The organism is Burkholderia sp. Ac-20345, assembly GCF_017104825.1.
GTDB classification, from domain to species: Bacteria; Pseudomonadota; Gammaproteobacteria; order Burkholderiales; family Burkholderiaceae; genus Burkholderia; species Burkholderia lata_B.
Map to the genome: position 1 here is coordinate 1 of NZ_JAAGPO010000114.1, position 21,494 is coordinate 21,494.

At 67.4% G+C, this 21,494-nt stretch carries 22 protein-coding genes and 1 tRNA gene; 12 read left to right on the top strand and 11 right to left on the bottom strand.

Annotation, left to right across the window (positions count from 1 at the left end):
• A partial coding sequence (locus G3O06_RS30945; RefSeq protein ID WP_205818485.1) for an alpha/beta hydrolase occupies positions 1-673 on the top strand: 673 nt, incomplete at its 5' end.
• 36 nt (positions 674-709) lie between these two features.
• Here the strand turns inward: G3O06_RS30945 and G3O06_RS30950 are convergent.
• Together G3O06_RS30950 and G3O06_RS30955 are read right to left on the bottom strand one after the other, a co-directional pair.
• Positions 710-1,609: an SDR family oxidoreductase gene (locus G3O06_RS30950; protein WP_205818486.1), complete on the bottom strand. Its 900-nt coding sequence runs from the start codon at positions 1,607-1,609 to the stop codon at positions 710-712.
• Positions 1,610-1,646: 37 nt separating this feature from the next.
• On the bottom strand, positions 1,647-2,384 hold the full coding sequence (locus tag G3O06_RS30955) for an SDR family oxidoreductase (RefSeq protein ID WP_205818487.1): 738 nt from the start codon (positions 2,382-2,384) through the stop codon (positions 1,647-1,649).
• A gap of 118 nt (positions 2,385-2,502) precedes the next feature.
• On the opposite strand from G3O06_RS30955, the gene G3O06_RS30960 reads away from it, so the two are divergent.
• The gene (locus G3O06_RS30960) at positions 2,503-3,405 is read left to right on the top strand and encodes a LysR family transcriptional regulator (RefSeq protein ID WP_174967687.1); all 903 of its coding nucleotides are present in this window, start codon (positions 2,503-2,505) and stop codon (positions 3,403-3,405) included.
• Positions 3,406-3,442: 37 nt separating this feature from the next.
• On the opposite strand, the gene G3O06_RS30965 is transcribed toward G3O06_RS30960, so the two are convergent.
• The 4 genes from G3O06_RS30965 to G3O06_RS30980 all read right to left on the bottom strand — a co-directional run bounded on the left by G3O06_RS30965 (position 3,443) and on the right by G3O06_RS30980 (position 6,101).
• Positions 3,443-3,610 (bottom strand): hypothetical protein, encoded by a 168-nt coding sequence (locus G3O06_RS30965; RefSeq protein WP_174967688.1) that lies wholly within the window; start codon positions 3,608-3,610, stop codon positions 3,443-3,445.
• Between the two features lie 145 nt (positions 3,611-3,755).
• Positions 3,756-3,840: transfer RNA gene (locus tag G3O06_RS30970), tRNA-Leu, on the bottom strand.
• Positions 3,841-3,936: 96 nt separating this feature from the next.
• On the bottom strand, positions 3,937-5,094 hold the full coding sequence (locus G3O06_RS30975) for an ABC transporter substrate-binding protein (protein ID WP_174916381.1): 1,158 nt from the start codon (positions 5,092-5,094) through the stop codon (positions 3,937-3,939).
• A 65-nt stretch (positions 5,095-5,159) separates the two neighbouring features.
• Positions 5,160-6,101 carry a CysB family HTH-type transcriptional regulator gene (locus tag G3O06_RS30980; protein WP_085041128.1) on the bottom strand — a complete coding sequence of 314 codons (942 nt, stop codon included), beginning with the start codon at positions 6,099-6,101 and terminating at the stop codon, positions 5,160-5,162.
• A 214-nt stretch (positions 6,102-6,315) separates the two neighbouring features.
• Here G3O06_RS30980 and G3O06_RS30985 point away from each other — a divergent pair, with 214 nt between their 5' ends.
• From G3O06_RS30985 to cobA, 6 genes are all read left to right on the top strand, one after another.
• Positions 6,316-7,995, top strand: a complete 1,680-nt coding sequence (locus tag G3O06_RS30985) for a nitrite/sulfite reductase (RefSeq protein ID WP_174967690.1) — start codon at positions 6,316-6,318, stop codon at positions 7,993-7,995.
• Between the two features lie 25 nt (positions 7,996-8,020).
• A complete protein-coding gene (locus tag G3O06_RS30990; protein WP_205818488.1) occupies positions 8,021-8,563 on the top strand; it encodes a DUF934 domain-containing protein in 543 nt (180 codons plus the stop codon).
• Entirely contained in the window at positions 8,560-9,312 is a 753-nt protein-coding gene (locus G3O06_RS30995; protein ID WP_174916385.1) for a phosphoadenylyl-sulfate reductase, read from the top strand. The genes G3O06_RS30990 and G3O06_RS30995 overlap by 4 nt, the downstream gene beginning before the upstream one ends.
• Before the next feature lie 76 nt (positions 9,313-9,388).
• Complete coding sequence (gene cysD, locus G3O06_RS31000) at positions 9,389-10,351, top strand: sulfate adenylyltransferase subunit CysD (protein WP_174916386.1); 963 nt, start codon at positions 9,389-9,391, stop codon at positions 10,349-10,351.
• A 22-nt stretch (positions 10,352-10,373) separates the two neighbouring features.
• Positions 10,374-11,690 (top strand): sulfate adenylyltransferase subunit 1, encoded by a 1,317-nt coding sequence (locus G3O06_RS31005; protein ID WP_174967694.1) that lies wholly within the window; start codon positions 10,374-10,376, stop codon positions 11,688-11,690.
• A gap of 70 nt (positions 11,691-11,760) precedes the next feature.
• On the top strand, positions 11,761-12,510 hold the full coding sequence (cobA, locus tag G3O06_RS31010; protein ID WP_174967695.1) for a uroporphyrinogen-III C-methyltransferase: 750 nt from the start codon (positions 11,761-11,763) through the stop codon (positions 12,508-12,510).
• 81 nt (positions 12,511-12,591) lie between these two features.
• Here cobA and G3O06_RS31015 read toward each other — a convergent pair whose 3' ends face one another.
• From G3O06_RS31015 to lptF, 3 genes are read right to left on the bottom strand one after another with little or no spacing between them, the layout of a single operon-like run.
• Positions 12,592-12,975: a CbiX/SirB N-terminal domain-containing protein gene (locus G3O06_RS31015; RefSeq protein ID WP_174967696.1), complete on the bottom strand. Its 384-nt coding sequence runs from the start codon at positions 12,973-12,975 to the stop codon at positions 12,592-12,594.
• A gap of 27 nt (positions 12,976-13,002) precedes the next feature.
• Positions 13,003-14,151: an LPS export ABC transporter permease LptG gene (gene lptG, locus G3O06_RS31020; protein WP_174986371.1), complete on the bottom strand. Its 1,149-nt coding sequence runs from the start codon at positions 14,149-14,151 to the stop codon at positions 13,003-13,005.
• A 3-nt stretch (positions 14,152-14,154) separates the two neighbouring features.
• The gene (lptF, locus tag G3O06_RS31025) at positions 14,155-15,246 is read right to left on the bottom strand and encodes an LPS export ABC transporter permease LptF (protein ID WP_174916391.1); all 1,092 of its coding nucleotides are present in this window, start codon (positions 15,244-15,246) and stop codon (positions 14,155-14,157) included.
• 122 nt (positions 15,247-15,368) lie between these two features.
• On the opposite strand from lptF, the gene G3O06_RS31030 reads away from it, so the two are divergent.
• Genes G3O06_RS31030 through G3O06_RS31040 form a run of 3 tightly spaced genes read left to right on the top strand, consistent with a single transcriptional unit; the run spans position 15,369 to position 18,118 of the window.
• The gene (locus G3O06_RS31030) at positions 15,369-16,880 is read left to right on the top strand and encodes a leucyl aminopeptidase (protein ID WP_043189865.1); all 1,512 of its coding nucleotides are present in this window, start codon (positions 15,369-15,371) and stop codon (positions 16,878-16,880) included.
• A gap of 34 nt (positions 16,881-16,914) precedes the next feature.
• A complete protein-coding gene (locus G3O06_RS31035) occupies positions 16,915-17,331 on the top strand; it encodes a DNA polymerase III subunit chi (protein ID WP_174916392.1) in 417 nt (138 codons plus the stop codon).
• A gap of 25 nt (positions 17,332-17,356) precedes the next feature.
• On the top strand, positions 17,357-18,118 hold the full coding sequence (locus tag G3O06_RS31040; RefSeq protein ID WP_205818489.1) for a DUF2486 family protein: 762 nt from the start codon (positions 17,357-17,359) through the stop codon (positions 18,116-18,118).
• 140 nt (positions 18,119-18,258) lie between these two features.
• Here the strand turns inward: G3O06_RS31040 and G3O06_RS31045 are convergent, their stop codons facing one another.
• Together G3O06_RS31045 and ilvD are read right to left on the bottom strand one after the other, a co-directional pair.
• Positions 18,259-18,585, bottom strand: coding sequence for a c-type cytochrome (locus G3O06_RS31045; protein ID WP_174916394.1), 327 nt, complete (start codon positions 18,583-18,585; stop codon positions 18,259-18,261).
• A 127-nt stretch (positions 18,586-18,712) separates the two neighbouring features.
• Positions 18,713-20,386 (bottom strand): dihydroxy-acid dehydratase, encoded by a 1,674-nt coding sequence (gene ilvD / locus G3O06_RS31050; RefSeq protein ID WP_174967699.1) that lies wholly within the window; start codon positions 20,384-20,386, stop codon positions 18,713-18,715.
• 135 nt (positions 20,387-20,521) lie between these two features.
• Between ilvD and G3O06_RS31055 the strand changes: the two genes are divergently transcribed.
• Complete coding sequence (locus tag G3O06_RS31055; protein ID WP_174916396.1) at positions 20,522-21,436, top strand: LysR substrate-binding domain-containing protein; 915 nt, start codon at positions 20,522-20,524, stop codon at positions 21,434-21,436.
• Positions 21,437-21,494: the final 58 nt, after the last annotated feature.

Genomic DNA, 21,494 nt, shown 5'->3' on the forward strand with positions numbered 1-21,494 from the left:
GCCGCTGCAGGCGGACGTCGCGCGGCAGGATGCGGTGCGCGATGCACTTGCGCAGACCGAGGCGGCATTCGGCCCGCTCGACGTGCTCGTGAACAACGCGGGCATCAACGTGTTCGCCGATCCGCTGCGCGATGACGCCGCATCGCATCTCGTGATGCTGTCGGTCGGGTACGGCACCAACGATCCCGGGCAGCCGCTGTCGCTGCAGCAGGCGCGCAACTACTGGTACCACTGGTTCATGGCGACGCCGCGCGGCGAGCAGGCGTTGCGCGACGATCGCCGCGCGTTTGCCCGCTTGATGTGGGACACGTGGTCGCCACCGGGCTGGTATCGCGACAGCGATTTCGACGCGGCCGCCGCTGCGTTCGCCGGGCCCGACTGGATCGACGTCGTGCTGCATTCGTACCGGCATCGGTGGGGATTCGTCCCGGGCGCGCCGGCCTATGCCGACGACGATGCGCGGCTGAACCACGCGCCGGTGCTGGCGCTGCCGACGCTCGTGCTGCACGGCGGCGCGGACTCCTGCAATCATCCGGACAGTTCGGCCGGGCGCGAGCGGTTCTTTGCGGGGCGATACGCGCGGCAGGTGCTGGATGGCGTCGGCCACTTTCCGCAGCGCGAGGCGCCGGCAGCGGTCGCCGACGCGATCCTCGGGTTCTGCGAGCGAGACTGATGCCGAAGCGCGCCGGCCGGCCCGGCGCGCAACGGATCAGCCGCCGACGCGGGCCGCGAGCAGGTCGGCGAGGCCGATGTTCCTGAACATCTCGCGGCGGATGCGATCGCCGACGCGGAACACTTCTTCCGCGCCGTCCTGCGACGGATCGACGAACACGCGGTACGGGCGCTTGCCCGCGGGTGCGGCGACGATGTCGGCAATCGCCGTCGCGACGGTGCCGGCATCGGCGTCCGCCGGTTCGAGCGCGGCGAGGCCCTGCAGCGCCTGCTCGGCGACGCCCGCATAGGGGCCGTCGACGTAGGCGGCCTGAACGGCCGCGTCGGCCGGCTTGCCCGCGTGGGCGAAGTGATTCGTGCCCTGGGTGAAGGCGCCCGGCACGACGATCGACGTCTCGACGCCCCAGCGGGCGAGTTCGGCCGCATAGGACACCGCGAGCGAATCCATCGCGGCCTTCGCGGCGAAGTACGGGGCGAGGAACGGCGGCGTACCGCCGCGCGCCGACGAAGACGACACCCAGACGAGCAGGCCGCGGCCCTGGCGGCGCAGGTGCGGCAGCGCCGCGCGGTTGACGCGCTGGGTCGACACGACGTTGATGTCGTAGAGCTGGGCGATCTGCTCGGGCGTGAACGCTTCGGCCGGGCCGAACACCATGTGGCCGGCGTTGTGGACGATGACGTCGAGGCGGCCGTTGTCCGCGATCACGCGATCGATGGCGGCACCGACGGACACGTCGTCGCCGACGTCGAGCTCGACGGTGCGCAGGTCGACGCCGTGTTCCTGCGCGTAGGCGGCGATGGCGGCGACGCGCGGTGCGTTGCGGCCGGTGCTTTCGCGCATCGACGCATAGACGGTATGGCCGGCGCGGGCGAGTGCCTGGGCGGTCAGCAGGCCGAAGCCGCTGGACGCGCCCGTGACGAGAATGACTTCCTTCATGATCGATCTCCGGTAAGGGGGCTCGGCAGGCGGCCGGTCAGCACATGCCGCCGTTGGCGCGCAGGACCTGGCCGTTGACCCACGCGCCGTCGGGGCCGGCGAGGAACGCGACGACGCTGGCGATGTCCGCGGGCTGGCCGAGCCGCTCCAGCGGGTTCATCTTCGCCATCCGGTCGACGAGTTCGGCGCTCTTGCCGTGCAGGAACAATTCGGTCGCCACCGGCCCCGGCGCGACGGCGTTCACGCTGATGCCACGGCCGCGCATCTCCTGCGCGAGCACCTGCGTCATGCCTTCGACGGCCGCCTTGGTCGCGATGTACACGCCGTAGGTCGGCAGGCGCATGCCGATCACGCTCGAGGTCAGGTTGACGATGCGGCCGCCGTCGCGCACGCGCTTCGCCGCCTCGCGGCTGACGTTGAACGCACCCTTCAGGTTGATCGCGACGGTCTGGTCGAACGCGGCGTCGTCGAACTCGGCGAGGGGGGCGAGCTTCATCACGCCCGCGCTGTTGACGACCACGTCGATCCGGCCGAACGCCTGCTCGGCCGCGTCGAACAAGGCGGCCACCGCGGCCGGATCGGCGACGTCCGCCTGTACCGCGATGGCCGCGCCGCCGTCGGCGACGATCGCGTCGACCACTTCCTGCGCGGGGCCGGCACCGCCCGCATAGTTCACGACGACCCTGAAACCGTCGCGGGCGAGACGGCGGGCGATATCCGCGCCGATGCCGCGTGACGAGCCCGTGACGAGGGCGACCTGTTCCGATGTGCTCATGTCCTGCTCCTTGATTCGTGAGTGCCGTGCGATCCGGCGACAGGACTAATCGTAGGCTTCCTCGATCAATAAAAATAATGAATAATGATCAGATCAAGAATGACTAAAAGTATGTCTCATGGCATTCGACAGCAGGCTTTTGAGCGGCATCGGCGTGCTCTCGGCGGTGATCGAGGCCGGTACGTTCGCGCGCGCCGGCGAAGCGATGGGGTTGACGCAGCCGGCGGTGAGCCGTGCCGTCGCCCGGCTGGAAGAGCGCGTCGGCATCCGGATCTTCAACCGGACGGCGCGCGCGATCACGCTGACCGACGAAGGGCGGCGCTTCTATGAGGCGGTCGCGCCGCTGCTGGCCGGTATCGAGGACGCGGCGATCGACGCCGGCCAGTCGAAGGCGCGTGTCAGGGGGCGGCTGCGCGTCAACGTCGACGCGACCTTTGGCCACTATGTGCTGGCGCCGAAGATGGCGGAGTTCCTCGATAGCTTTCCCGACCTGTCCGTCGAGATCAGCGTGCGCGACCGGATGGGCGATCTCGTCGCCGACGGCTTCGACGTGGCGGTGCGGTTCGGCATTCCGGAGCCGTCGTCATACCGTGCGCGGCTGCTGCTGGAAACGCGCGTGCTCACCTGCGCGTCGGCGGCCTACGTCGCGCGTCATGGCGAACCGCGGCACCCGCGGGATCTCGCGAACGGGCATCGTTGCGTGCTGATCCGCGATCCGGTGACGGGCCGGCCGTTCGAATGGGAATTCCATCGCGGCAAGGAGGTGGTGCCGTTCGATGCCGCTGGCCGGCTGATGGTCAACGATACGGGCATGCTGCTCGGCGCGTGCCTGGGCGGCGCGGGGATCGCGCAGCTGCTGGAACTCTATGCGCGCGACATCCTTGCCGACGGGCGGCTGGTGCTGCTGCTGCCGGAGTGGGCGGACGAGACGTTTCCGCTCTACGCGTATCACCACGCGTCCAATCTCGTTTCCGCGAAGGTGCGCGTGTTTCTCGACTTCGTTCGGGCGTTGATGGCCTGAGTGAGCAGGCGCGGGGGCAGGCGGCGATCCCGCGCGTTCATTCGGTGCGATGCGGAATGCTGTCCGGGAACGGGTAGGGCGCGTGCGGGCCCGGCCAGTCGGGCACCGGCGGCGCGGTCAGTACGTCGCACCCGGCCAGCATGAGCGACAGCGCCACGGCGAGCACCCGGCGGCAGAGCGGGGATGAAATCGTGCGGATGGACATGGCGTGCCTCCGTGCCGCGCATCCTCATGATGCTTGGACTGTTGCGCGGGGCGCGCGTTGCGGCGCACGGCAAAAACAAAAAACCCGCGAAGCGGCGAGCTTGCGCGGGTTTCGGGAGGCGCAGCGCATTACGCTGCGAGAATGCTGGTGCCCAGGGCCGGAATCGAACCGGCACGCCTTGCGGCGGGGGATTTTGAGTCCCCTGCGTCTACCAATTTCACCACCTGGGCTTGATCCTGGCCGCGCATGCGATTGTGCGCGGCGAAACGCGGATTATGTCCGAAATCCCGGCGCCGGGCAAGCCGCCCGGGTGCCGGTCGTGCACATCACTGGCTCAGGTAGACGAATCGGCCCTGCTTGACGATCCCCATCACGCTCGCGCGCTGGTCGAGCCCCACATGATCCTTGTCGCTCGTATTGACGACGCCATTCGGCACGACGAGCTCGTGCGCGCGTTCCAGCTCGTGCCGCAGCGCCGCGCGGAACGCGGGCGTGCCGGGTTGCGCAGCCTTCAGCGCGCGGCCGACCGCGTCGGCGAGGCGCGGGTAGACGCCCGCCGCGTCGCCCGCAAACTGAGTGACCGTGCCGGCGCCGTACTTCGCCTCGTATGCGTCGACGAACGCGAGCGCGGCCTTGCGGGCCGGATGATCCGCTGGCAGCGTGCGCGCGACGACCACCGGCTGGGTCGGGAACAGCGTGCCGTCGACGTCCTTGCCGCCGAGCTTGATGAATTCCGGCGTCGCGATCCCGTGCGTCTGGTAAATCGGGCCCTTGTAGCCGCGTTCGATCAGCGTGCGCTGCGGCAGCACGGCCGGCGTGCCGGAGCCCGCGATCAGGATCGCGTCGGGCTTCGCGGCGATCAGCTTCAGCGCCTGGCCCGTCACGCTCGCATCGGTGCGGTTGAAGCGCTCGGTCGCGACGACGCGGATCTTGCGCAGGTCCGCGAAGCGCGTGAATTCGTTCAGCCAGCTGTCGCCGTAGCTGTCCGCGAAGCCGATGAAGCCGACCGTCTTCACGCCGCGGTTCGACATGGTGCGCGTCATCACGTCGGCCATCGCGCGGTCGCTCTGCGCCATCTTGAACGCCCAGGTCCGCGCGCCTTCCTGCGGCTCGACGATCGCGCCGGAGCCGACCAGCGTGATCATCGGCGTCTGCGCGGCGGCCACCGCATCGAGCGCCGCGAGTGCGGCCGGCGTGATGTTCGGCCCGACCACGACGTCGACGTGATCCTCGTCGACCAGCTTGCGGATGTTGCGCACCGCGGTGCCCGGGTCGGACGCATCGTCGAGCACCGTCACCTGCACGGGCTGCCCGGCGATCGTCTTCGGCCACATCAGGATCGCGTTCTTGCTCGTGATGCCGATCGCGGCGGCCGGGCCGGTCGACGACAGGTCGACGCCGACCTTCAGGTCGGCATGCGCGGCTGCGCAGGCCAGTACGAGGGCGGCGCCGGCGGCGCGGCGCAACAGGGCGGGAAGCGTCATGCGGAATTCTCCGTCGGACAGCAAAAAAGGGGCGCGATGTGCGCCCCCGTGTTTATACACGCCGCTCAGAGTTCGTACGATTCGGATTCGCCCTTGAGCGCCTGCTCGATCAGCTTGCGGTTCAGCGTCGGCGACAGCAGTTCGACGAGCGTATACACATAGCCGCGCAGGTAGGCGCCCTGCTTGAGCGCGACGCGCGTCACGTTGCTGCCGAACAGGTGGCCGACCGGGATCAGCCGCAGGTTGCGGTCGCGCTCGGGATTGAACGCGATGTCGGCCATGATCCCGACGCCGAGACCGAGTTCGACGTAGGTCTTGATCACGTCGGCGTCTATCGCCTCGAGCACGATGTCCGGCGACAGCCCGCGCAGCGCGAACGCATGGTTGATCTTCTTGCGGCCCGCGAACGCGTCGTCGTACGTAATCAGCGGGTACTGCGCGAGATCGTCGAGCGTGACCGGCTTGCGCTCGAGCAGCGGATGGTCGGCGGGCACGACGGCCGCGTGGTGCCACTGGAAACAGGGCAGCGACACGAGTTCCTTGTAGTCGGAGATCGCCTCGGTCGCGATCGCGAGATCGGCCTGATCGTGGATCACCATCTCGGCGACCTGCGTCGGGCTGCCCTGCAGGATCGACAGGTGCACCTTCGGGAAACGCTTCTTGAATTCGGCGATCGCGGCCGGCAGCGAGTAGCGGGCCTGCGTGTGGGTCGCGGCGATGGTCAGGTTGCCCTGATCCTGTGCCGCATAATCTTTCCCGACCCTTTTAAGGCTTTCAACCTCCTGGAGAATCCGCTCGACCGACGCGAGGATGATCCTGCCCGGCTCGGTGAGCGAGCGCACGCGCTTGCCGTGCCGCGTGAAGATCTCCACGCCCAGCTCGTCCTCGAGCTCGATGATCGCCTTCGATACCCCCGGTTGCGACGTGTAGAGCGCCTTGGCGGCCTCGGTGAGGTTGAAATTCTGCCGGACGGCCTCGCGCACGAAGCGAAATTGGTGCAGGTTCATTTATAACCCTTCCGCATATCAACAGAATTTTTTAGTCGTTTGAAATATAAGGCGAGTTTATTACGATTCACCGGAGTTTTTCAAATATGGATATCTGTTTTCGTCATTAGCAATCCACCCGGCAGCGGATGGGGGCGGTGACAGCGGAACGGAGATTCGGGCGCGACGTGGCTAGGACGTCGCGCGGTCACCACGAAAACCCTGGGGTCCCCGAATGTATCAGTACGACCAATACGACCAGACGATCGTCGACGAGCGTGTCGCGCAGTACCGCGATCAGGTGCGCCGCCGGCTGTCGGGCGAGTTGAGCGAAGAAGAGTTCCGTCCGCTGCGCCTGCAGAACGGCCTGTACATGCAGCGCCACGCGTACATGCACCGCATCGCGATTCCGTACGGCAACCTGCGCAGCGACCAGCTCCGGATGCTGGCCCGCATCGCCCGCGAACACGACCGCGGCTACGGCCACTTCTCGACCCGCTCGAACATCCAGTTCAACTGGATCGAGCTGGAAGATACGCCCGAGATCCTCGCGAAGCTCGCGTCGGTGCAGATGCACGGCATCCAGACGTCGGGCAACTGCATCCGCAACATCACGGCCGACCAGTTCGCGGGTGTTGCCCAGGACGAAGAGATCGATCCGCGTCCGTGGTCGGAAATCCTGCGTCAGTGGTCGACGTTCCATCCCGAATTCGCGTGGCTGCCGCGCAAGTTCAAGATCGCGGTGTCGGGCTCGAAGGACGACCGCGCGGCCGTGCAGATCCACGACCTCGGCGTGTACCTGAAGAAGAACGCGCAGGGCGAAGTGGTCGCGAGCATCCTCGCGGGCGGCGGCCTCGGCCGGACGCCGATCATCGGCGCGGTGATCAAGGAAGACCTGCCGTGGCAGCACCTGCTCACCTACTGCGAAGCCGTGCTGCGCGTATACAACCGCTACGGCCGCCGCGACAACCTGTACAAGGCGCGTATCAAGATCCTCGTGAAGGCGCTGTCGCCCGCGAAGTTCGCGCAGCAGGTCGAGGAAGAGTGGCAGCACCTGAAGGACGGCCCGTCGACGCTCACGCAGGCGGAAGTCGATCGCGTGTCGCAGTACTTCCAGCCGCCCGTCTACGAGAAGCTGGCCGACACCGACGCATCGTTCGAACAGCACCTGCTCGAGAACAAGGCGTTCGCGCGCTGGGTCGAGCGTAACGTCGCGCCGCACAAGGTGGCCGGCTACGCAGCCGTCACGCTGTCGCTGAAGGATCACCGCGTCGCGCCGGGCGATGCGACCGACCAGCAGATGGAGCTGGTGGCCGACTGGGCCGACGCGTACTCGTTCGGCGAGCTGCGCGTGTCGCACGAGCAGAACCTGATTCTCGCGAACGTGAAGAAGCGCGACCTGTTCGCGGTGTGGGAAAAGGCGAAGGCCGCCGGTTTCGCGACGCCGAACATCGGCCTCCTGACCGACATCATCGCGTGCCCGGGCGGCGATTTCTGCTCGCTCGCGAACGCGAAGTCGATCCCGATCGCGCTGGCGATCCAGCAGCGTTTCGACGATCTCGACTACGTGTACGACCTCGGCGACCTGTCGCTGAACATTTCCGGTTGCATGAACTCGTGCGGTCACCACCACGTCGGCAACATCGGCATCCTCGGCGTCGACAAGGACGGCGCCGAGTGGTACCAGGTGTCGCTGGGCGGCGAGCAGGGCACGGGCCAGAACGGCGCGCGCCTCGGCCGCGTGATCGGGCCGTCGTTCTCTGCGGAAGAAGTGCCCGGCGTGATCGCGAAGCTGATCGACACGTTCGTCGAATCGCGCGTCGACGGTGAGCGTTTCGTCGACACGTACGACCGCATCGGCATCGCGCCGTTCAAGGAGCGCGTGTATGCGGCGCGCCAGGCAGTGAACGCGTAACCAACCGGGTAGAAGGAATTAGCAGATGGCTTCGATTATCAAGAACCGCGCAGTGATCGACGATGCATGGCAGGTCGTGCGCGCGGCGGAAGACGGTGCACTGCCCGCGGTCGACGCTTTGCCGGCCGGCAAGGTGCTGGTGCCGTTCGCGTTGTGGCAGGCCGAGCGCGCGGCGCTCGTCACCGCGAAGACGAAGGACGAACTCGGCGTGTGGCTCGCACCGGACAGCGAGCCGGCCGATCTCGTGGCCGATTTCGGCGCGATTTCGCTGATCGCCGTCGAGTTCCCGCGCTTCGCGGACGGCCGCGGCTACAGCATCGCGCGCCTGCTGCGCGAGCGCCACGGCTGGACGGGTGAACTGCGCGCGATCGGCGACGTGCTGCGCGACCAGTTGCTGTACATGTCGCGTTGCGGCTTCGACGCGTACGCGGTGCGCGCCGACAAGGACATCCACGACGCGCTGAATGCGTTCACGGAATTCACGCAGCGTTATCAGGGCGCGTTCGACGAGCCGGCGCCGCTGTTCCGCCGCCGCGCCGCCGCGGCCGACGCCAAGGTGGGCGCATGAGCACCGCGACCGCCACTGCGCTGACGCCGGAACTCGCCGCGAAGGTCGAGCGCCTGGACGCGCTGCTCGCGCAGATCGGTGCCCGCCACGAGAAGGTGAAGTTCGCGAGCAGCCTCGCGGCGGAAGACATGCTGCTGACGCATGCGATCCTGTCGAAGGGCGTGCGAATCGGCATCTTCTCGCTGAACACGGGCCGCCTGCACGCGGAAACGCTCGGCATGATCGACCGGGTGCGCGAGCGTTACGGCTACGAGATCGAGCAGTTCCATCCGCAGCAGGACGCGGTCGACCAGTACGTCGCCGAGCACGGCCTGAACGCGTTCTACGAGAGCGTCGAGCTGCGCAAGTCGTGCTGCCACATCCGCAAGGTCGAGCCGTTGAACCGCGCGCTGTCGGACGTCGGCGCGTGGGTCACGGGCCAGCGCCGCGAACAGTCGGTCACGCGTGCCGAGCTGCACGAGGAAGAACAGGACGAAGCGCGCGGGATCGCGAAGTACAACCCGCTCGCCGACTGGACGGAAAGCGACGTGTGGACGTACCTTAACGCGTTTGACGTGCCGGTGAACCCGCTGCATGCGCGCGGCTACCCGAGTATCGGCTGCGAGCCTTGTACGCGGGCGATCCGTCCCGGCGAGGACAGCCGTGCGGGCCGCTGGTGGTGGGAGTCGCGCGATACGAAGGAATGCGGGCTGCACATCACGACGATCACGCCGATTCCCGCGGATGCCGTTGCCGGCGCCTCGCACTGAAAGCCTGACAAGAAACTGAATATTGCGCCGCCTGCGACAGCGGGCGGCACGAACCCAGAAGAGAAGGACTGAAATCATGAGCACGACGCTCGAGCAATCTGCCTTTGCCCCGCCCGCCGGTGCCGACAACCGCATGGGCCACCTCGACTGGCTCGAAGCCGAGTCGATCCACATCCTGCGCGAACTGGTCGCCGAATGCAGCAAGCCGGCACTGTTGTTCTCGGGCGGCAAGGATTCGGTCGTCGTGCTGCATCTGGCCCTGAAAGCATTCGGCCTCGGCGCGAACCGCAAGACGACGCTGCCGTTCCCGCTCGTGCACATCGACACGGGCCACAACTACGAAGAAGTGATCGACTTCCGCGATCGCCGCGCGAAAGAGCTCGGCGCGGAGCTGGTTGTCGGCCATGTCGAGGATTCGATCAAGCGCGGCACGGTCGTGCTGCGCCGCGAAACCGATTCGCGCAATGCCGCGCAGGCCGTCACGCTGCTCGAGACGATCGAGCAGTACGGCTACACGGCGCTGATCGGCGGCGCGCGCCGCGACGAAGAGAAGGCGCGTGCGAAGGAACGCATCTTCTCGTTCCGCGACGAATTCGGCCAGTGGGATCCGAAGGCGCAGCGCCCGGAACTGTGGAGCCTGTACAACGCGCGCCTGCACAAGGGCGAGCACCTGCGCGTGTTCCCGATCTCGAACTGGACCGAGCTCGACGTGTGGCAGTACATCGCGCGCGAAAACCTCGAACTGCCGTCGATCTATTACGCGCACGAGCGCGAGATCGTGCGCCGCAACGGGCTGCTCGTGCCCGTCACGCCGCTCACGCCGATGCGTGACGGCGAGACGAGCGAGCTCGCGCAGGTGCGCTTCCGCACGGTCGGCGACATTTCCTGCACGTGCCCGGTCGAGAGCGACGCGGACGACGTCGAGAAGATCATCGCCGAGACGGCGGTGACCGAGATCACCGAGCGCGGCGCGACCCGGATGGACGACCAGGCATCCGAAGCCGCGATGGAACAGCGCAAGAAGCAAGGTTATTTCTGAAGCACACGAGGACATTCACATCATGAGCATCATCGAGAACAACGAAGACCTCGGCGTGCTGCGCTTCATTACCGCGGGCAGCGTCGACGATGGCAAGAGCACACTGATCGGCCGCCTGCTGTACGACAGCAAGGCCGTGCTGTCCGACCAGCTGTCCGCGCTGTCGCGCGCGAAGAACAAGCGTACGGTCGGCGACGAGCTCGACCTCGCGCTGCTGACCGACGGCCTCGAAGCCGAGCGCGAGCAGGGCATCACGATCGACGTCGCGTACCGCTACTTCGCGACCGCGAAGCGCAAGTTCATCATCGCCGATACGCCGGGCCACGAGCAGTACACGCGCAACATGGTGACGGGCGCATCGACCGCGCACGCGGCGATCATCCTGATCGACGCGACGCGCGTGACGATCGAGAACGGCGTGGCCGACCTGCTGCCGCAGACCAAGCGCCACAGCGCGATCGTCAAGCTGCTCGCGCTGCAGCACGTGATCGTCGCGATCAACAAGATGGACCTCGTCGACTACAGCGAAGCGCGCTTCAACGAGATCCGCGACGCGTACGTCACGCTCGCGAAGCAGCTCGGCCTGAGCGACGTGCGCTTCGTGCCGGTGTCGGCGCTGAAGGGCGACAACATCGTCGGCGCGAGCGAGCGCATGCCGTGGTACGCGGGCGAGCCGCTGCTCGACGTGCTCGAAGCGCTGCCGGTCGAGACGCAGGCGCATGACGCGCTGCGCTTCCCGGTGCAGTGGGTCGCGCGCCAGGACGGCAGCTCGGCCGACGATTTCCGCGGCTACATGGGCCGTATCGAGTCGGGCGAAGTGAAGGTCGGCGACGCGATCGCCGTGCTGCCGTCGAACCGCACGGCAACGATCGCCGAGATCGTCGCGCCGGTGCCGGGCGGCACCGCGTCCGTTCCGCACGCGTTCGCGGGCCAGACCGTGACGATCCGCCTCGCGGAAGACGTCGACGTGTCGCGCGGCGACATGTTCGTCACGTCCGGCGAGCCGGTCGAGCCGGCGAAGAAGCTCGAAGCCGATCTGTGCTGGTTCGACGAGACGCCGCTGTCGCCGCAGCGCAAGTACCTGCTGAAGCAGACCACCAGCACGGTGTTCGCGAAGATCGGCGGCGTCAAGCAGGTGCTCGACGTGCACACGCTGTCGCACGCGACCGACCGTCACGAGCTGAAGATGAACGACATCGGCCGCGTCGCGCTGACGCTGCAGAAGCCGATCGTTTGCGACACGTACGACGCGCATCCGGGTACCGGCGCGTTCGTGCTGATCGACGAGGCGACGCACCACACGGTCGCCGCAGGGATGATCCGGGCGTTCTCGGCGTAACCGGGAAACCGCGCCGCCTTGAGGCGGCGCGGGCCGGAGCCGACGCCCGCTGGAAGGCGAAGCGACAAACATGGGCAAGGTGTATCTGATCGGAGCAGGGCCAGGCGCGGCCGACCTCATCACGGTGCGCGGCGCGCGGCTGCTCGAGCAGGCGGACGTCGTGCTGCACGACGCGCTCGTCGAGCCCGCGATGCTCGACTACGCGCCGAACGCGCGCCGGATCGCGGTCGGCAAGCGCTGCGGGCAGCGCTCGACCGCGCAGCACTTCATCAACAAGCAGATCGTCGATGCGGCACGCGAGCATGCGTGCGTCGTGCGGCTGAAGGGCGGCGACCCGATGCTGTTCGGTCGCGCCGAAGAGGAGATGCGTGCGCTGGAAGCGGCCGGCATCGACTACGAGGTCGTGCCGGGCATCACCGCGGCGCTGGCCGGCGCCGCGACGCTGAAGCGTTCGCTGACGCTGCGCGGCGTGTCGCGCAGCGTTGCGTTCGCGACGCACAGCCGCGCGCCGGGCAGTGACGAGATCCGCGAAGCTGCGCGCGCCGATTCGATCGTCTACTACATGGGCCGCGACAGCGCACCCGGCATCGCGCAGGAACTGATCGACGCGGGCCGCGCACCGGCGACGCCCGTGGCGATCGTCGAGGCGTGCAGCACCGCGCGCGAGCGCACGCTGACGCTGACGCTCGCGCAGATGGCGGCGGGCGACGCGCAGGCGTGGCTCGATCCCGCGGAACCGAGCCTGCTGATGATCGGCGACGCGTTCGCCGAGCGCGCCGGGCAGGCCAAGGCGGGCGATCCGCTGCGCAATGCCGCCTGAGCGGGATCCGGCTGGAGTCCCAAACGAAAAAAGCGCTGGTGCAAGCCAGCGCTTTTTCTTTGTGGGCCGCGACTGCGTGATTTACGCGTCGTCGCCGATCTGGTCGATGCAGTAGCGCGCGATCGCGTCGAGCACGCCGTCGTCTTCGCCGACGGCCGTCGCGCAGCGGATCTCGACACCCGGATGCGCGGCGCGGCATGCGTCGACGAGCTGCGGCAGGTCGCGGCGGACATGGCCGCCCTGGCCGAAGAACACGGGCACCACGGTGATGTGCGAGCAACCGGCCGCGACCTGCGCGGCGATCGCGTCACCGAGCGACGGCGTCATCAGCTCGAGGAACGCGAGCGACACGTGCGCAGCGGGGGAGGGGGCGCCGCGCAGCCGCGCGGCGAGCCGCTCGAACGGCTCGGCCCAGCGTGGGTCGCGGGCGCCATGGCCGAACAGGACGATGCCGTGCGAACTCATGTCGAAGCCTCCGTCATGACGCGGCGCTCAGTGCCGGTCGACCCACTTGAGCGAGAACAGGCCGAGCGCGAGATAGATCAGGCCCGGCGTCGCCGCGGTGAGCGGCGCGGGCCACGTGTTCAGCGTGCCGATGTGCGAGAACAGCGTATTGAGGAGCTGGAAGCTCATGCCGAGCATGATGCCGCCGAACACCTTCACGCCGACCACGCCCGCACGCGTGTGCAGGTACGCGAACGGCAGCGACAGCACGAGCATCACGAACACCGCGAACGGATACAGCAGCTTGCGCCACAGCGCGATGTCGTAGCGCTGCGTGTCCTGCTGGTTCTCGCGCAAATGCTGGATGTAGCGGAACAGGTTGATGATCGACATGCGTTCCGGCGACACGAGCAGCACCGACAGGATCTGCGGCGTCAGGTCCGAGCGCAGCCGGTATTCGGGCAGCGATACCTGCTGCGACCGGTACACGGGATTCAGCGCGTCGGCCGGCTGGCCGCTGATCGGCTTGATCGGCGTCAGCTCCGTTTCGGTGACGCCCTTCAGCAGCCAGTGGCCGGGCGGCTCGTAGCGGCCCGTCTGCGCGATCCGCACGTTGCGCAGCTCGAATTTCGAATCGAATTCGTAGATGCGCACGTTGCTGATCGTCGAGTCGGGCGACAGGCTGCCGACGTTGACAAAGCGCGTGACCTGCTCGCCGTTTTCACGGGCCGCGAGCGTGTCCTTCACCCACACGCCCGACTGGAAGTTCGACGACACCGACGCGCCGAGCGCCTGCAGCCGCACGCGTTCGGACAGCTGGTCGGCGTACGGGCCGACGAATTCGCCGATCAGGTAGGTGACGATCACGAGCGGCACGCCGATCTTCAGCAGCGAGCGCAGCGCCTGGTTGGTCGCGAGGCCCGACACGCGGAAGATCGTGAATTCCGAGTTCGCGGCCATCTGCGCGAACACGTAGATCGCGCTGATCAGCGCGGCGACCGGGATGATCTCGTAGAAGCGCGACGGGGTCTGCAGCGCGACGCGCAGCACCGCGTAGCCGAACTTGTAGTTGCCGTGCCCGACCGAGTTCAGTTCGCTGATCAGGTCGAAGAAGAAGAACAGGCCCGAGAACGCGAACAGGATGAAGACGAACGTGACGTAGATCTGTCGCGCGAAGTACTTTTCATAGAGCCGCATCGATCATGCTCCCGAGCGGCCGAACAGCGCGCGTGTAAACAGCGGACGATTGCGCACGCGCAACCAGAAGATCACGGCGACGATCACCGCGACGACCAGATGCAGGCCGACCAGGCCGACGCCGAACGACATCTTGCCCTGCTCGATCTGCGACTGCACCACGTTCAGCAGGTTCGAGTACGTGAGGTAGATCAGCACGGCCATCACGAGGTTGATCGTGCGGCTGCGGCGCGGGTTCTGGTACGACAGCGGAATGCCGAGCACCAACAGGTTGATCGCGATCAGCGGCAGCCCCGCGCGCCACGCGAATTCCGCGAGGTTGTCGCGCGTCGGGTTGCGCAGCAGGTCCAGGGTGGGTGTGCTGTTGGTGGTCGGCACGTTGGTGACCGGCGTGCTCGTGATCTTCACGCCGTAGCGCTCGAACTCCATGATCTTGAAGTTCGGCTGGCCGGGCGTGCCGTCGTAGCGGCGGCCGTCCTCCAGGACGACGAAGCGGCTACCGTCGTGCGTTTCCGTATGGCCCGTCTGCGACACGACCACGTTGACCTTGCCGTTCTCGGTCGAGGTCACGAACACGTTCTGTACCTTGCTCTGGTCGGGCGTCATCTTCTCGATGAAGAACACGCGGTGGTTCGCGGCCGACTCGCGGAACTGGCCCGGCGCGAGCAGCGAAATCTCGTCGCGCTGCTGGAAGCGCGCCTTGATCATCTTGCTCTGCTGGTTCGACCACGGCCAGCCGACGAACGCGAAGAAGGCGATCAGCAGCACGATCGGCGTGGCGAACACGCCGATCGGCTTGATGAGGCGCGTGAGGCTTACGCCCGACGCGAGCCACACGACCATTTCGGAGTCCCGGTACCACCGGGTCAGCACGAACAGGATCGACACGAACAGCGTGACGACGAGCATCACGGCGAGGTAGCCGATCACGGTGAGGCCGATCAGCACGAGGACGTCCCGCGGATCGATTTCACCGGACGCGGCGTAGCCGACGATGCGGATCATCATCGTCGTGAGCATGATCGTGAGCAGCACCATGAACACGGCGCCAGCCGTATACGCAAGCTCGCGCTGGAGGGAGCGTTCGAAGATCATTCTTGATGAGAAGAGGGCGGGAGGCTGCGCACGCGTGGTGGAGCGCTCGCGCCGCCACGGGAAAAATAGCGGATAATTGCGGCTTTCATCCTTAGCCCAGATTTTATCCGAGGACAAGCGCGATGGACTTTAGCATAAAAGGCTGTGATTGGAGCAAAGGCGAGGCCAAGGGGTTCCTGACCGGGAAGTCCGACTGCATCGTGCTCGGCATCTTCGAGGCGCAGACCCTCTCGGGCGCGGCGCTCGACATCGACACGGCCACCAAGGGGCTGATTTCGCGCGTGGTGAAGGCCGGCGACATGGACGGCAAGCGCGGCAAGACGCTGTTCCTGCACGAAGTGTCGGGCATCGGCGCGTCGCGCGTGCTGCTCGTCGGCCTCGGCAAGCAGGATGCTTTCAATCAGAAAGCCTATAACGATGCCGTGACGGCCGCATGGCGCGCGCTGCTGGCGACCAAGGTCGTCCAGGTCACGTTCACGCTCGCGCAACTGCCGGTCGACGAGCGCAGCTCCGACTGGGGCGTGCGCGCGGCGATTCTCGCGCTGCGCAACGAGACCTACCGCTTCACGCAGATGAAGAGCAAGCCGGAACCGGCGTCGCATACGCTCAAGCGCGTCGTGTTCAGCGTCGATCCGTCCGACGAAAAGGCCGCGAAGGTCGCGGTCAAGCAGGCCGTCGCGCTCGCGAACGGGATGGATCTCACCCGCGACCTCGGCAACCTGCCGGGCAACGTCTGCACGCCGACCTACCTCGGCAACACCGCGAAGAAGATCGCGAAGGATTGGGGCCTGAAGGCGGAAGTGCTCGGGCTCAAGCAGATCCAGGCGCTGAAGATGGGCTCGTTCCTGTCGGTCGCGCGTGCGTCGGTCGAGCCGCCGCAGTTCATCGTGCTGCATTACCAGGGCGCCGCCGCGAAGGCCGCGCCGGTCGTGCTGGTCGGCAAGGGCATCACGTTCGACACGGGCGGCATCTCGCTGAAGCCGGGCGAGGGCATGGACGAGATGAAGTACGACATGTGCGGCGCCGGTTCCGTGCTCGGCACGATGCGTGCGGTCGCCGAGATGGGGCTGAAGATCAACGTCGTCGCGATCGTGCCGACCTGCGAGAACATGCCGGGCGGCAACGCGACGAAGCCGGGCGACATCGTCACCAGCATGAAGGGCCTGACGATCGAGGTGCTGAATACCGACGCCGAAGGCCGCCTGATCCTGTGCGACGCGCTCACGTATGCCGAGCGCTTCAAGCCGGCCGCCGTGATCGACGTTGCCACGCTGACGGGCGCGTGCGTGATCGCGCTGGGCGGCCACAACAGCGGCCTGTTCTCGACGGACGACGCACTCGCGGGCGAACTGCTCGACGCGTCGCGCGAAGCGAACGACCCGGCATGGCGCATGCCGCTCGACGACGAGTACCAGGATCAGCTGAAGTCGAACTTCGCGGATCTCGCGAACATCGGCGGGCGTCCGGCCGGCGCCGTGACGGCCGCGTGCTTCCTGTCGCGCTTCACCGACAGCTATCCGTGGGCCCACCTCGACATCGCGGGCACCGCATGGAAGGGTGGCGCGGCGAAGGGCGCGACGGGCCGTCCGGTGCCGTTGCTCGCGCAGTTCCTGATCGACCGCGCCGGCCAGTGATGGCGGTGCTGACGACGATGCGGGTGCACGGGCGATGACGCGGATCGATTTCCACTCGAACGTCGGCGATTCGCTCGAGTACGCGTGCCGGCTGCTGCGCAAGGCCTACCAGGCCGGGCAGCCGGTCGTCGTGCTCGCCGAGCCCGCGCGCCTGCGCGCGCTCGACGAGCGGCTCTGGACGTTTTCGCCGCTCGATTTCATCCCGCATTGCGGTGTCGACAGCGAGCACGCAGCCGGCACGCCGATCGTGCTGGCCGCGGATCTCGACCGCGCACCGCATCATCACGTGCTGCTGAACCTCGGCGCAGCCGTGCCCGCGCAGTTCGCCCGCTTCGAGCGCCTGCTCGAAGTGGTCGGCAACGCGCCGGACGAGCTGGCCGCGGGCCGCGACCGCTACCGGTTCTACCGCGACCGCGGCTACGCACTGAACAACTACAAGCAGGGCGGCTAGCCGCAACCGTCGACGGAGTGTTCCCGTGACCGAAGCCGATTCATCCTCGATCCCGACGCTGACCGACGTGCTGGTGCCGGGCAAGCCGGTGCCGGCGCGCTCGATCGCGCCCGCTGTGCCGCAACCGCCCGCCAGTGCGGCGATTCCGGTGCTCACCGACGTGGTCGCCCCGCACACCGCGAGTGCGGCGTCGGCCGATTCCGTTCAAAGTGAACTTGACCCCGATTCCGTCGTGGTCGAACCCGTGCCGACGCCGCACGTGCCGGCGGTCGAACTGCCGGGCGACGTGGCGACCGCTGCTGCGGCTTCCATGGGCGAGACCGATGCGCCGGCCGAACCCGGCGCCGCGGAGCATGTGGTGGCCGAAGATTCGGCGGCGATGAGTGCGCCGCTGCAATCGTCGCTGGCCGACGACGATGTGCCGCAACACGCGTTTGCCGCGGTGGCGCATGAGGCGGTCGGGCACGCGCATGAAGCGCATATGCCGGAGGCCGTCGTACCGGCCGCCGCGCCGCAGCCGGCTGCGCAGGCCGCAGCTGGCCTGACGCCGGAAGATGCGCAGCACATCGCCGAGCGCCTGCGCAATCGCCTGACGAACTATCTGACCGGGGAAGGGCGCGACGCCATCGAGGCCCGTTGTCGCGATGCGCTGCATGAGCATTCGGCCTGGCTGGTCGGCCAGATCACGCGCGAAGTGGCGCTGGCGCTGGAAACCGAGGTGATGGACTGGGTTCGCGACGCGGTCGACGAAGAGATCGCACGCCGCCGCGCCGGTCACTCAGGTTGAGTGCGCGGTCGTTCCGGCGGAAAACGGGGAGCGATTCCAGTAAGGGGCGGTGAAGCGGCCAGCGAGGTTTGAGCCAGCCCGGCCAGGCCCGCCTGTCGGCAGAGTCCCGCACGGGGGCCATTCCCGCCCAGGGTGTCCGGTCAGCGCACCGACAGCACCCATTGCGCGAGCGTGTGGGCTTCGCTGTTCGTCAGTTGCGTATTGGCGGGCATCGGCACGCTGCCCCATACGCCGACGCTGCCTTTCACGATCGACTGGGCAAGGTAATCGACGGCGTCGCCGCGCGCCGCATACTTGCCGGCGATGTCGCGGAACGACGGGCCCATCAGCGGCTTGCCGATCGCGTGGCAGGCCATGCAGTTCTTGCGCTGGGCAAGCGCGAGCCCGTCGGCCTGGTCGGCACGCGCCGCCGCCGCGCTGCCGATCAGCAGCGTGGCGAGCAGGACGCGCAATATCGAGTGTTTCATGCGGTTCTCCGCCGGCGGGGACGGCCGGCTACATGGTCCGCGCATTATAAAAGCAAAGGGAAAGCGCGTTTTGCGCGTTCCCCCTGCGGCCATGTTTATCGGGGTCACATGTTTTGACGCGCGAGCGTCAACCCGTGACGGCACCCTTGTTCGCGGGCCGCGCAAGCGCCGCGAATTTCGCGAGCACGCCGCGTGTGTAGCGCGGCGCCGGCTGCTGCCATGCGGCGCGGCGCCGCGCGAGTTCCGCGTCGTCGACGTTCAGCTGCAGCACCAGCCGGTGTGCGTCGATCGTGATCGAGTCGCCTTCCTGCACGAGCGCGATCGTGCCGCCGACGAACGCCTCGGGCGCGACGTGGCCGACCACCATCCCCCAGGTCCCGCCCGAGAAACGGCCGTCCGTGATGAAGCCGACCGATTCGCCGAGCCCCTTGCCGATGATCGCGGACGTCGGTGCGAGCATTTCCGGCATGCCGGGGCCACCCTTCGGGCCGAGGTAGCGCAGCACGAGGATGTCGCCGGCGCGGATCCGGTCGCCGAGAATCGCATCCATCGCGCTCTGCTCGTCGTCGAACACGCGTGCCGGGCCCGTGATCACCGGGTTCTTCAGGCCGGTGATTTTCGCGACCGCGCCGTCTTCCGCGAGATTGCCTTTCAGGATGGCCAGGTGGCCTTCCTTGTACAGCGCACGGTCGATCGGGAAGATCACGTCCTGGTCCGCGCGCGGCACACCGGGCACGTCCTGCAGTTCTTCGCCGATCGTACGGCCGGTGATCGTCATGCAGTCGCCGTGCAGCAGCCCCGCGTCGAGCAGGATCTTCAGCACCTGCGGAATCCCGCCGGCCCGGTGCAGGTCGGTCGCGACGTACTTCCCCGACGGCTTCAGGTCGCAGATCACGGGCACGCGCTTGCGGATGCGCTCGAAGTCCTCGATCGTCCAGTCGACCTCGGCCGCGTGCGCGATCGCGAGATAGTGCAGCACCGCGTTGGTCGAGCCGCCCGTCGCCATGATCACCGACACCGCATTCTCGATCGATTCCTTCGTGATGATGTCGCGCGGCTTCAGGTCGCGCTTCACGGCTTCGACGAGCACGCGCGCCGATTCGGCGGCCGAGTCGACCTTCTCCTGGTCGGGGTTCGCCATCGTCGATGAATAGAGCAGCGACATCCCGAGCGCCTCGAACGACGAGCTCATCGTGTTGGCGGTGTACATCCCGCCGCACGACCCCGACGTCGGGCAGGCGTTCTGCTCGACGCCTTCGAAATCCTCCTGCGACATCCGGCCCGCGGTGAATTCGCCGACCGCCTCGAACGACGACACGATCGTCAGGTCCCGGCCTTTCCAGTTGCCGGGGCGGATCGTGCCGCCGTACACGTAGATGCCCGGCACGTTCAGCCGCGCGAGCGCAATCATCCCGCCCGGCATGTTCTTGTCGCAGCCGCCGACGACGACCACGCCGTCCATCCATTGCCCCTGCACGCAGGTTTCGATGCAGTCGGCGATCACCTCGCGCGACACGAGCGAGTACTTCATGCCTTCGGTACCCATCGACATGCCGTCCGAAATCGTCGGCGTGCCGAAGATCTGCGGGTTTGCGCCGGACGCCTTCACGGCCGCGACGGCCGCGTCCGACAGGCGCTGCAGGCCGGAATTGCACGGCGTGATCGTCGAATGGCCGTTCGCGATGCCGACCATCGGCTTGTCGAAATCGTCCTTCTGGTAGCCGAGTGCGTAATACATCGAGCGGTTCGGCGAGCGGGCCACGCCCTGCGTGATGTGCTTCGAGCGACGGTTGTAAGCCATGGGGGACTCCATCGTTGTCTGGGCAACGCCGCTGAACGGCGCGCCGGTTCGGATCAATCAAGAATGGAGTGTCCGGATTGGGATGTCCAATATATTATTTGTCGCTTATTAAGTCGTTTTTCGAATGAGAGAGCCATGGCCGATCCGACTCCCGACCTGCGCCAGTGGCGCTATTTCGCGACCGTCGCCGACGAGCGCCATTTCGGCCGCGCGGCCGAACGCCTGTCGATGACGCAGCCGCCGCTATCGCAGGCGATCCGCGCGCTCGAGGATGCGCTCGGCGTCGCGCTGTTCGTGCGCACCAAGCGCTCGGTGGCGCTGACGGCGGTTGGCGCGGCGCTGTTGCCCGACGTGCGCCGGCTGCTTGCGTCGGCCGATGCGTTGCCGCCGCTTGCGCGACGGCTCGCACGCGGCGAGGCCGGCTCGCTGTCGCTCGCGTTCGTGTCGACCGCCGATTACGGGCTGCTGCCTTCGCTGCTGCGGGCGTTCGGCGCGCGCTATCCGCAGGTGCGGCTGCAACTCGCGGAGGCGACGAGCGACGTGCAGATCGATGAACTCGTCGCCGGCCGCATCGATGCGGGGCTCGTCATTCCGCCGGTGCCGCCGCGCCACGCGGCCGGGTTGTCGTACCTGCCCGTCGTGCGCGAGCCGCTGGTGGTGGCGATGCCGGCGGCAGCGAGCGACGCGCCCGAAGACGAGCCTGTCCATCTCGCGGAGGTCGCCGCGTTGCCGCTCGTGATCTTTCCGCGTCGTTTGGCGCCCGGCTTTTATGACATCATTACGGGCTGCTACGGCGCGGCGGGGGAAACCCCGCGCATCGGCCAGGAGGCGATCCAGATGCAGACGATCGTCAGCCTCGTGTCGGCCGGCATGGGCGTCGCACTGGTGCCGCAATCGCTGCGTAACCTGCGGCGCACCGGCGTGGTCTACCGGCCGCTCGCCGGTCACGCGCCGGTCGTCGAGACGGGCCTCGTGTGGCGCACCGGCGACGTGAGCCCCGTGCTGGCCGGCTTCATCGACGTCGTGCGCGCGCAGGGCGTCGCCACATGACGTGAACGATGACGCGCCGGTGCCGTCCAAAGCGCGGTGCTGCGCGTTTGCGACGGCC

Coding starts and splice junctions, on each gene's coding strand:
- G3O06_RS30950 (WP_205818486.1), bottom strand. CDS start 1,609: ATGAAGGAAGTCATTCTCGTCACGGGCGCGTCCAGCGGCTTCGGCCTG.
- G3O06_RS30955 (WP_205818487.1), bottom strand. CDS start 2,384: ATGAGCACATCGGAACAGGTCGCCCTCGTCACGGGCTCGTCACGCGGC.
- G3O06_RS30960 (WP_174967687.1), top strand. CDS start 2,503: ATGGCATTCGACAGCAGGCTTTTGAGCGGCATCGGCGTGCTCTCGGCG.
- G3O06_RS30965 (WP_174967688.1), bottom strand. CDS start 3,610: ATGTCCATCCGCACGATTTCATCCCCGCTCTGCCGCCGGGTGCTCGCC.
- G3O06_RS30975 (WP_174916381.1), bottom strand. CDS start 5,094: ATGACGCTTCCCGCCCTGTTGCGCCGCGCCGCCGGCGCCGCCCTCGTA.
- G3O06_RS30980 (WP_085041128.1), bottom strand. CDS start 6,101: ATGAACCTGCACCAATTTCGCTTCGTGCGCGAGGCCGTCCGGCAGAAT.
- G3O06_RS30985 (WP_174967690.1), top strand. CDS start 6,316: ATGTATCAGTACGACCAATACGACCAGACGATCGTCGACGAGCGTGTC.
- G3O06_RS30990 (WP_205818488.1), top strand. CDS start 8,021: ATGGCTTCGATTATCAAGAACCGCGCAGTGATCGACGATGCATGGCAG.
- G3O06_RS30995 (WP_174916385.1), top strand. CDS start 8,560: ATGAGCACCGCGACCGCCACTGCGCTGACGCCGGAACTCGCCGCGAAG.
- cysD (WP_174916386.1), top strand. CDS start 9,389: ATGAGCACGACGCTCGAGCAATCTGCCTTTGCCCCGCCCGCCGGTGCC.
- G3O06_RS31005 (WP_174967694.1), top strand. CDS start 10,374: ATGAGCATCATCGAGAACAACGAAGACCTCGGCGTGCTGCGCTTCATT.
- cobA (WP_174967695.1), top strand. CDS start 11,761: ATGGGCAAGGTGTATCTGATCGGAGCAGGGCCAGGCGCGGCCGACCTC.
- G3O06_RS31015 (WP_174967696.1), bottom strand. CDS start 12,975: ATGAGTTCGCACGGCATCGTCCTGTTCGGCCATGGCGCCCGCGACCCA.
- lptG (WP_174986371.1), bottom strand. CDS start 14,151: ATGCGGCTCTATGAAAAGTACTTCGCGCGACAGATCTACGTCACGTTC.
- lptF (WP_174916391.1), bottom strand. CDS start 15,246: ATGATCTTCGAACGCTCCCTCCAGCGCGAGCTTGCGTATACGGCTGGC.
- G3O06_RS31030 (WP_043189865.1), top strand. CDS start 15,369: ATGGACTTTAGCATAAAAGGCTGTGATTGGAGCAAAGGCGAGGCCAAG.
- G3O06_RS31035 (WP_174916392.1), top strand. CDS start 16,915: ATGACGCGGATCGATTTCCACTCGAACGTCGGCGATTCGCTCGAGTAC.
- G3O06_RS31045 (WP_174916394.1), bottom strand. CDS start 18,585: ATGAAACACTCGATATTGCGCGTCCTGCTCGCCACGCTGCTGATCGGC.
- ilvD (WP_174967699.1), bottom strand. CDS start 20,386: ATGGCTTACAACCGTCGCTCGAAGCACATCACGCAGGGCGTGGCCCGC.
- G3O06_RS31055 (WP_174916396.1), top strand. CDS start 20,522: ATGGCCGATCCGACTCCCGACCTGCGCCAGTGGCGCTATTTCGCGACC.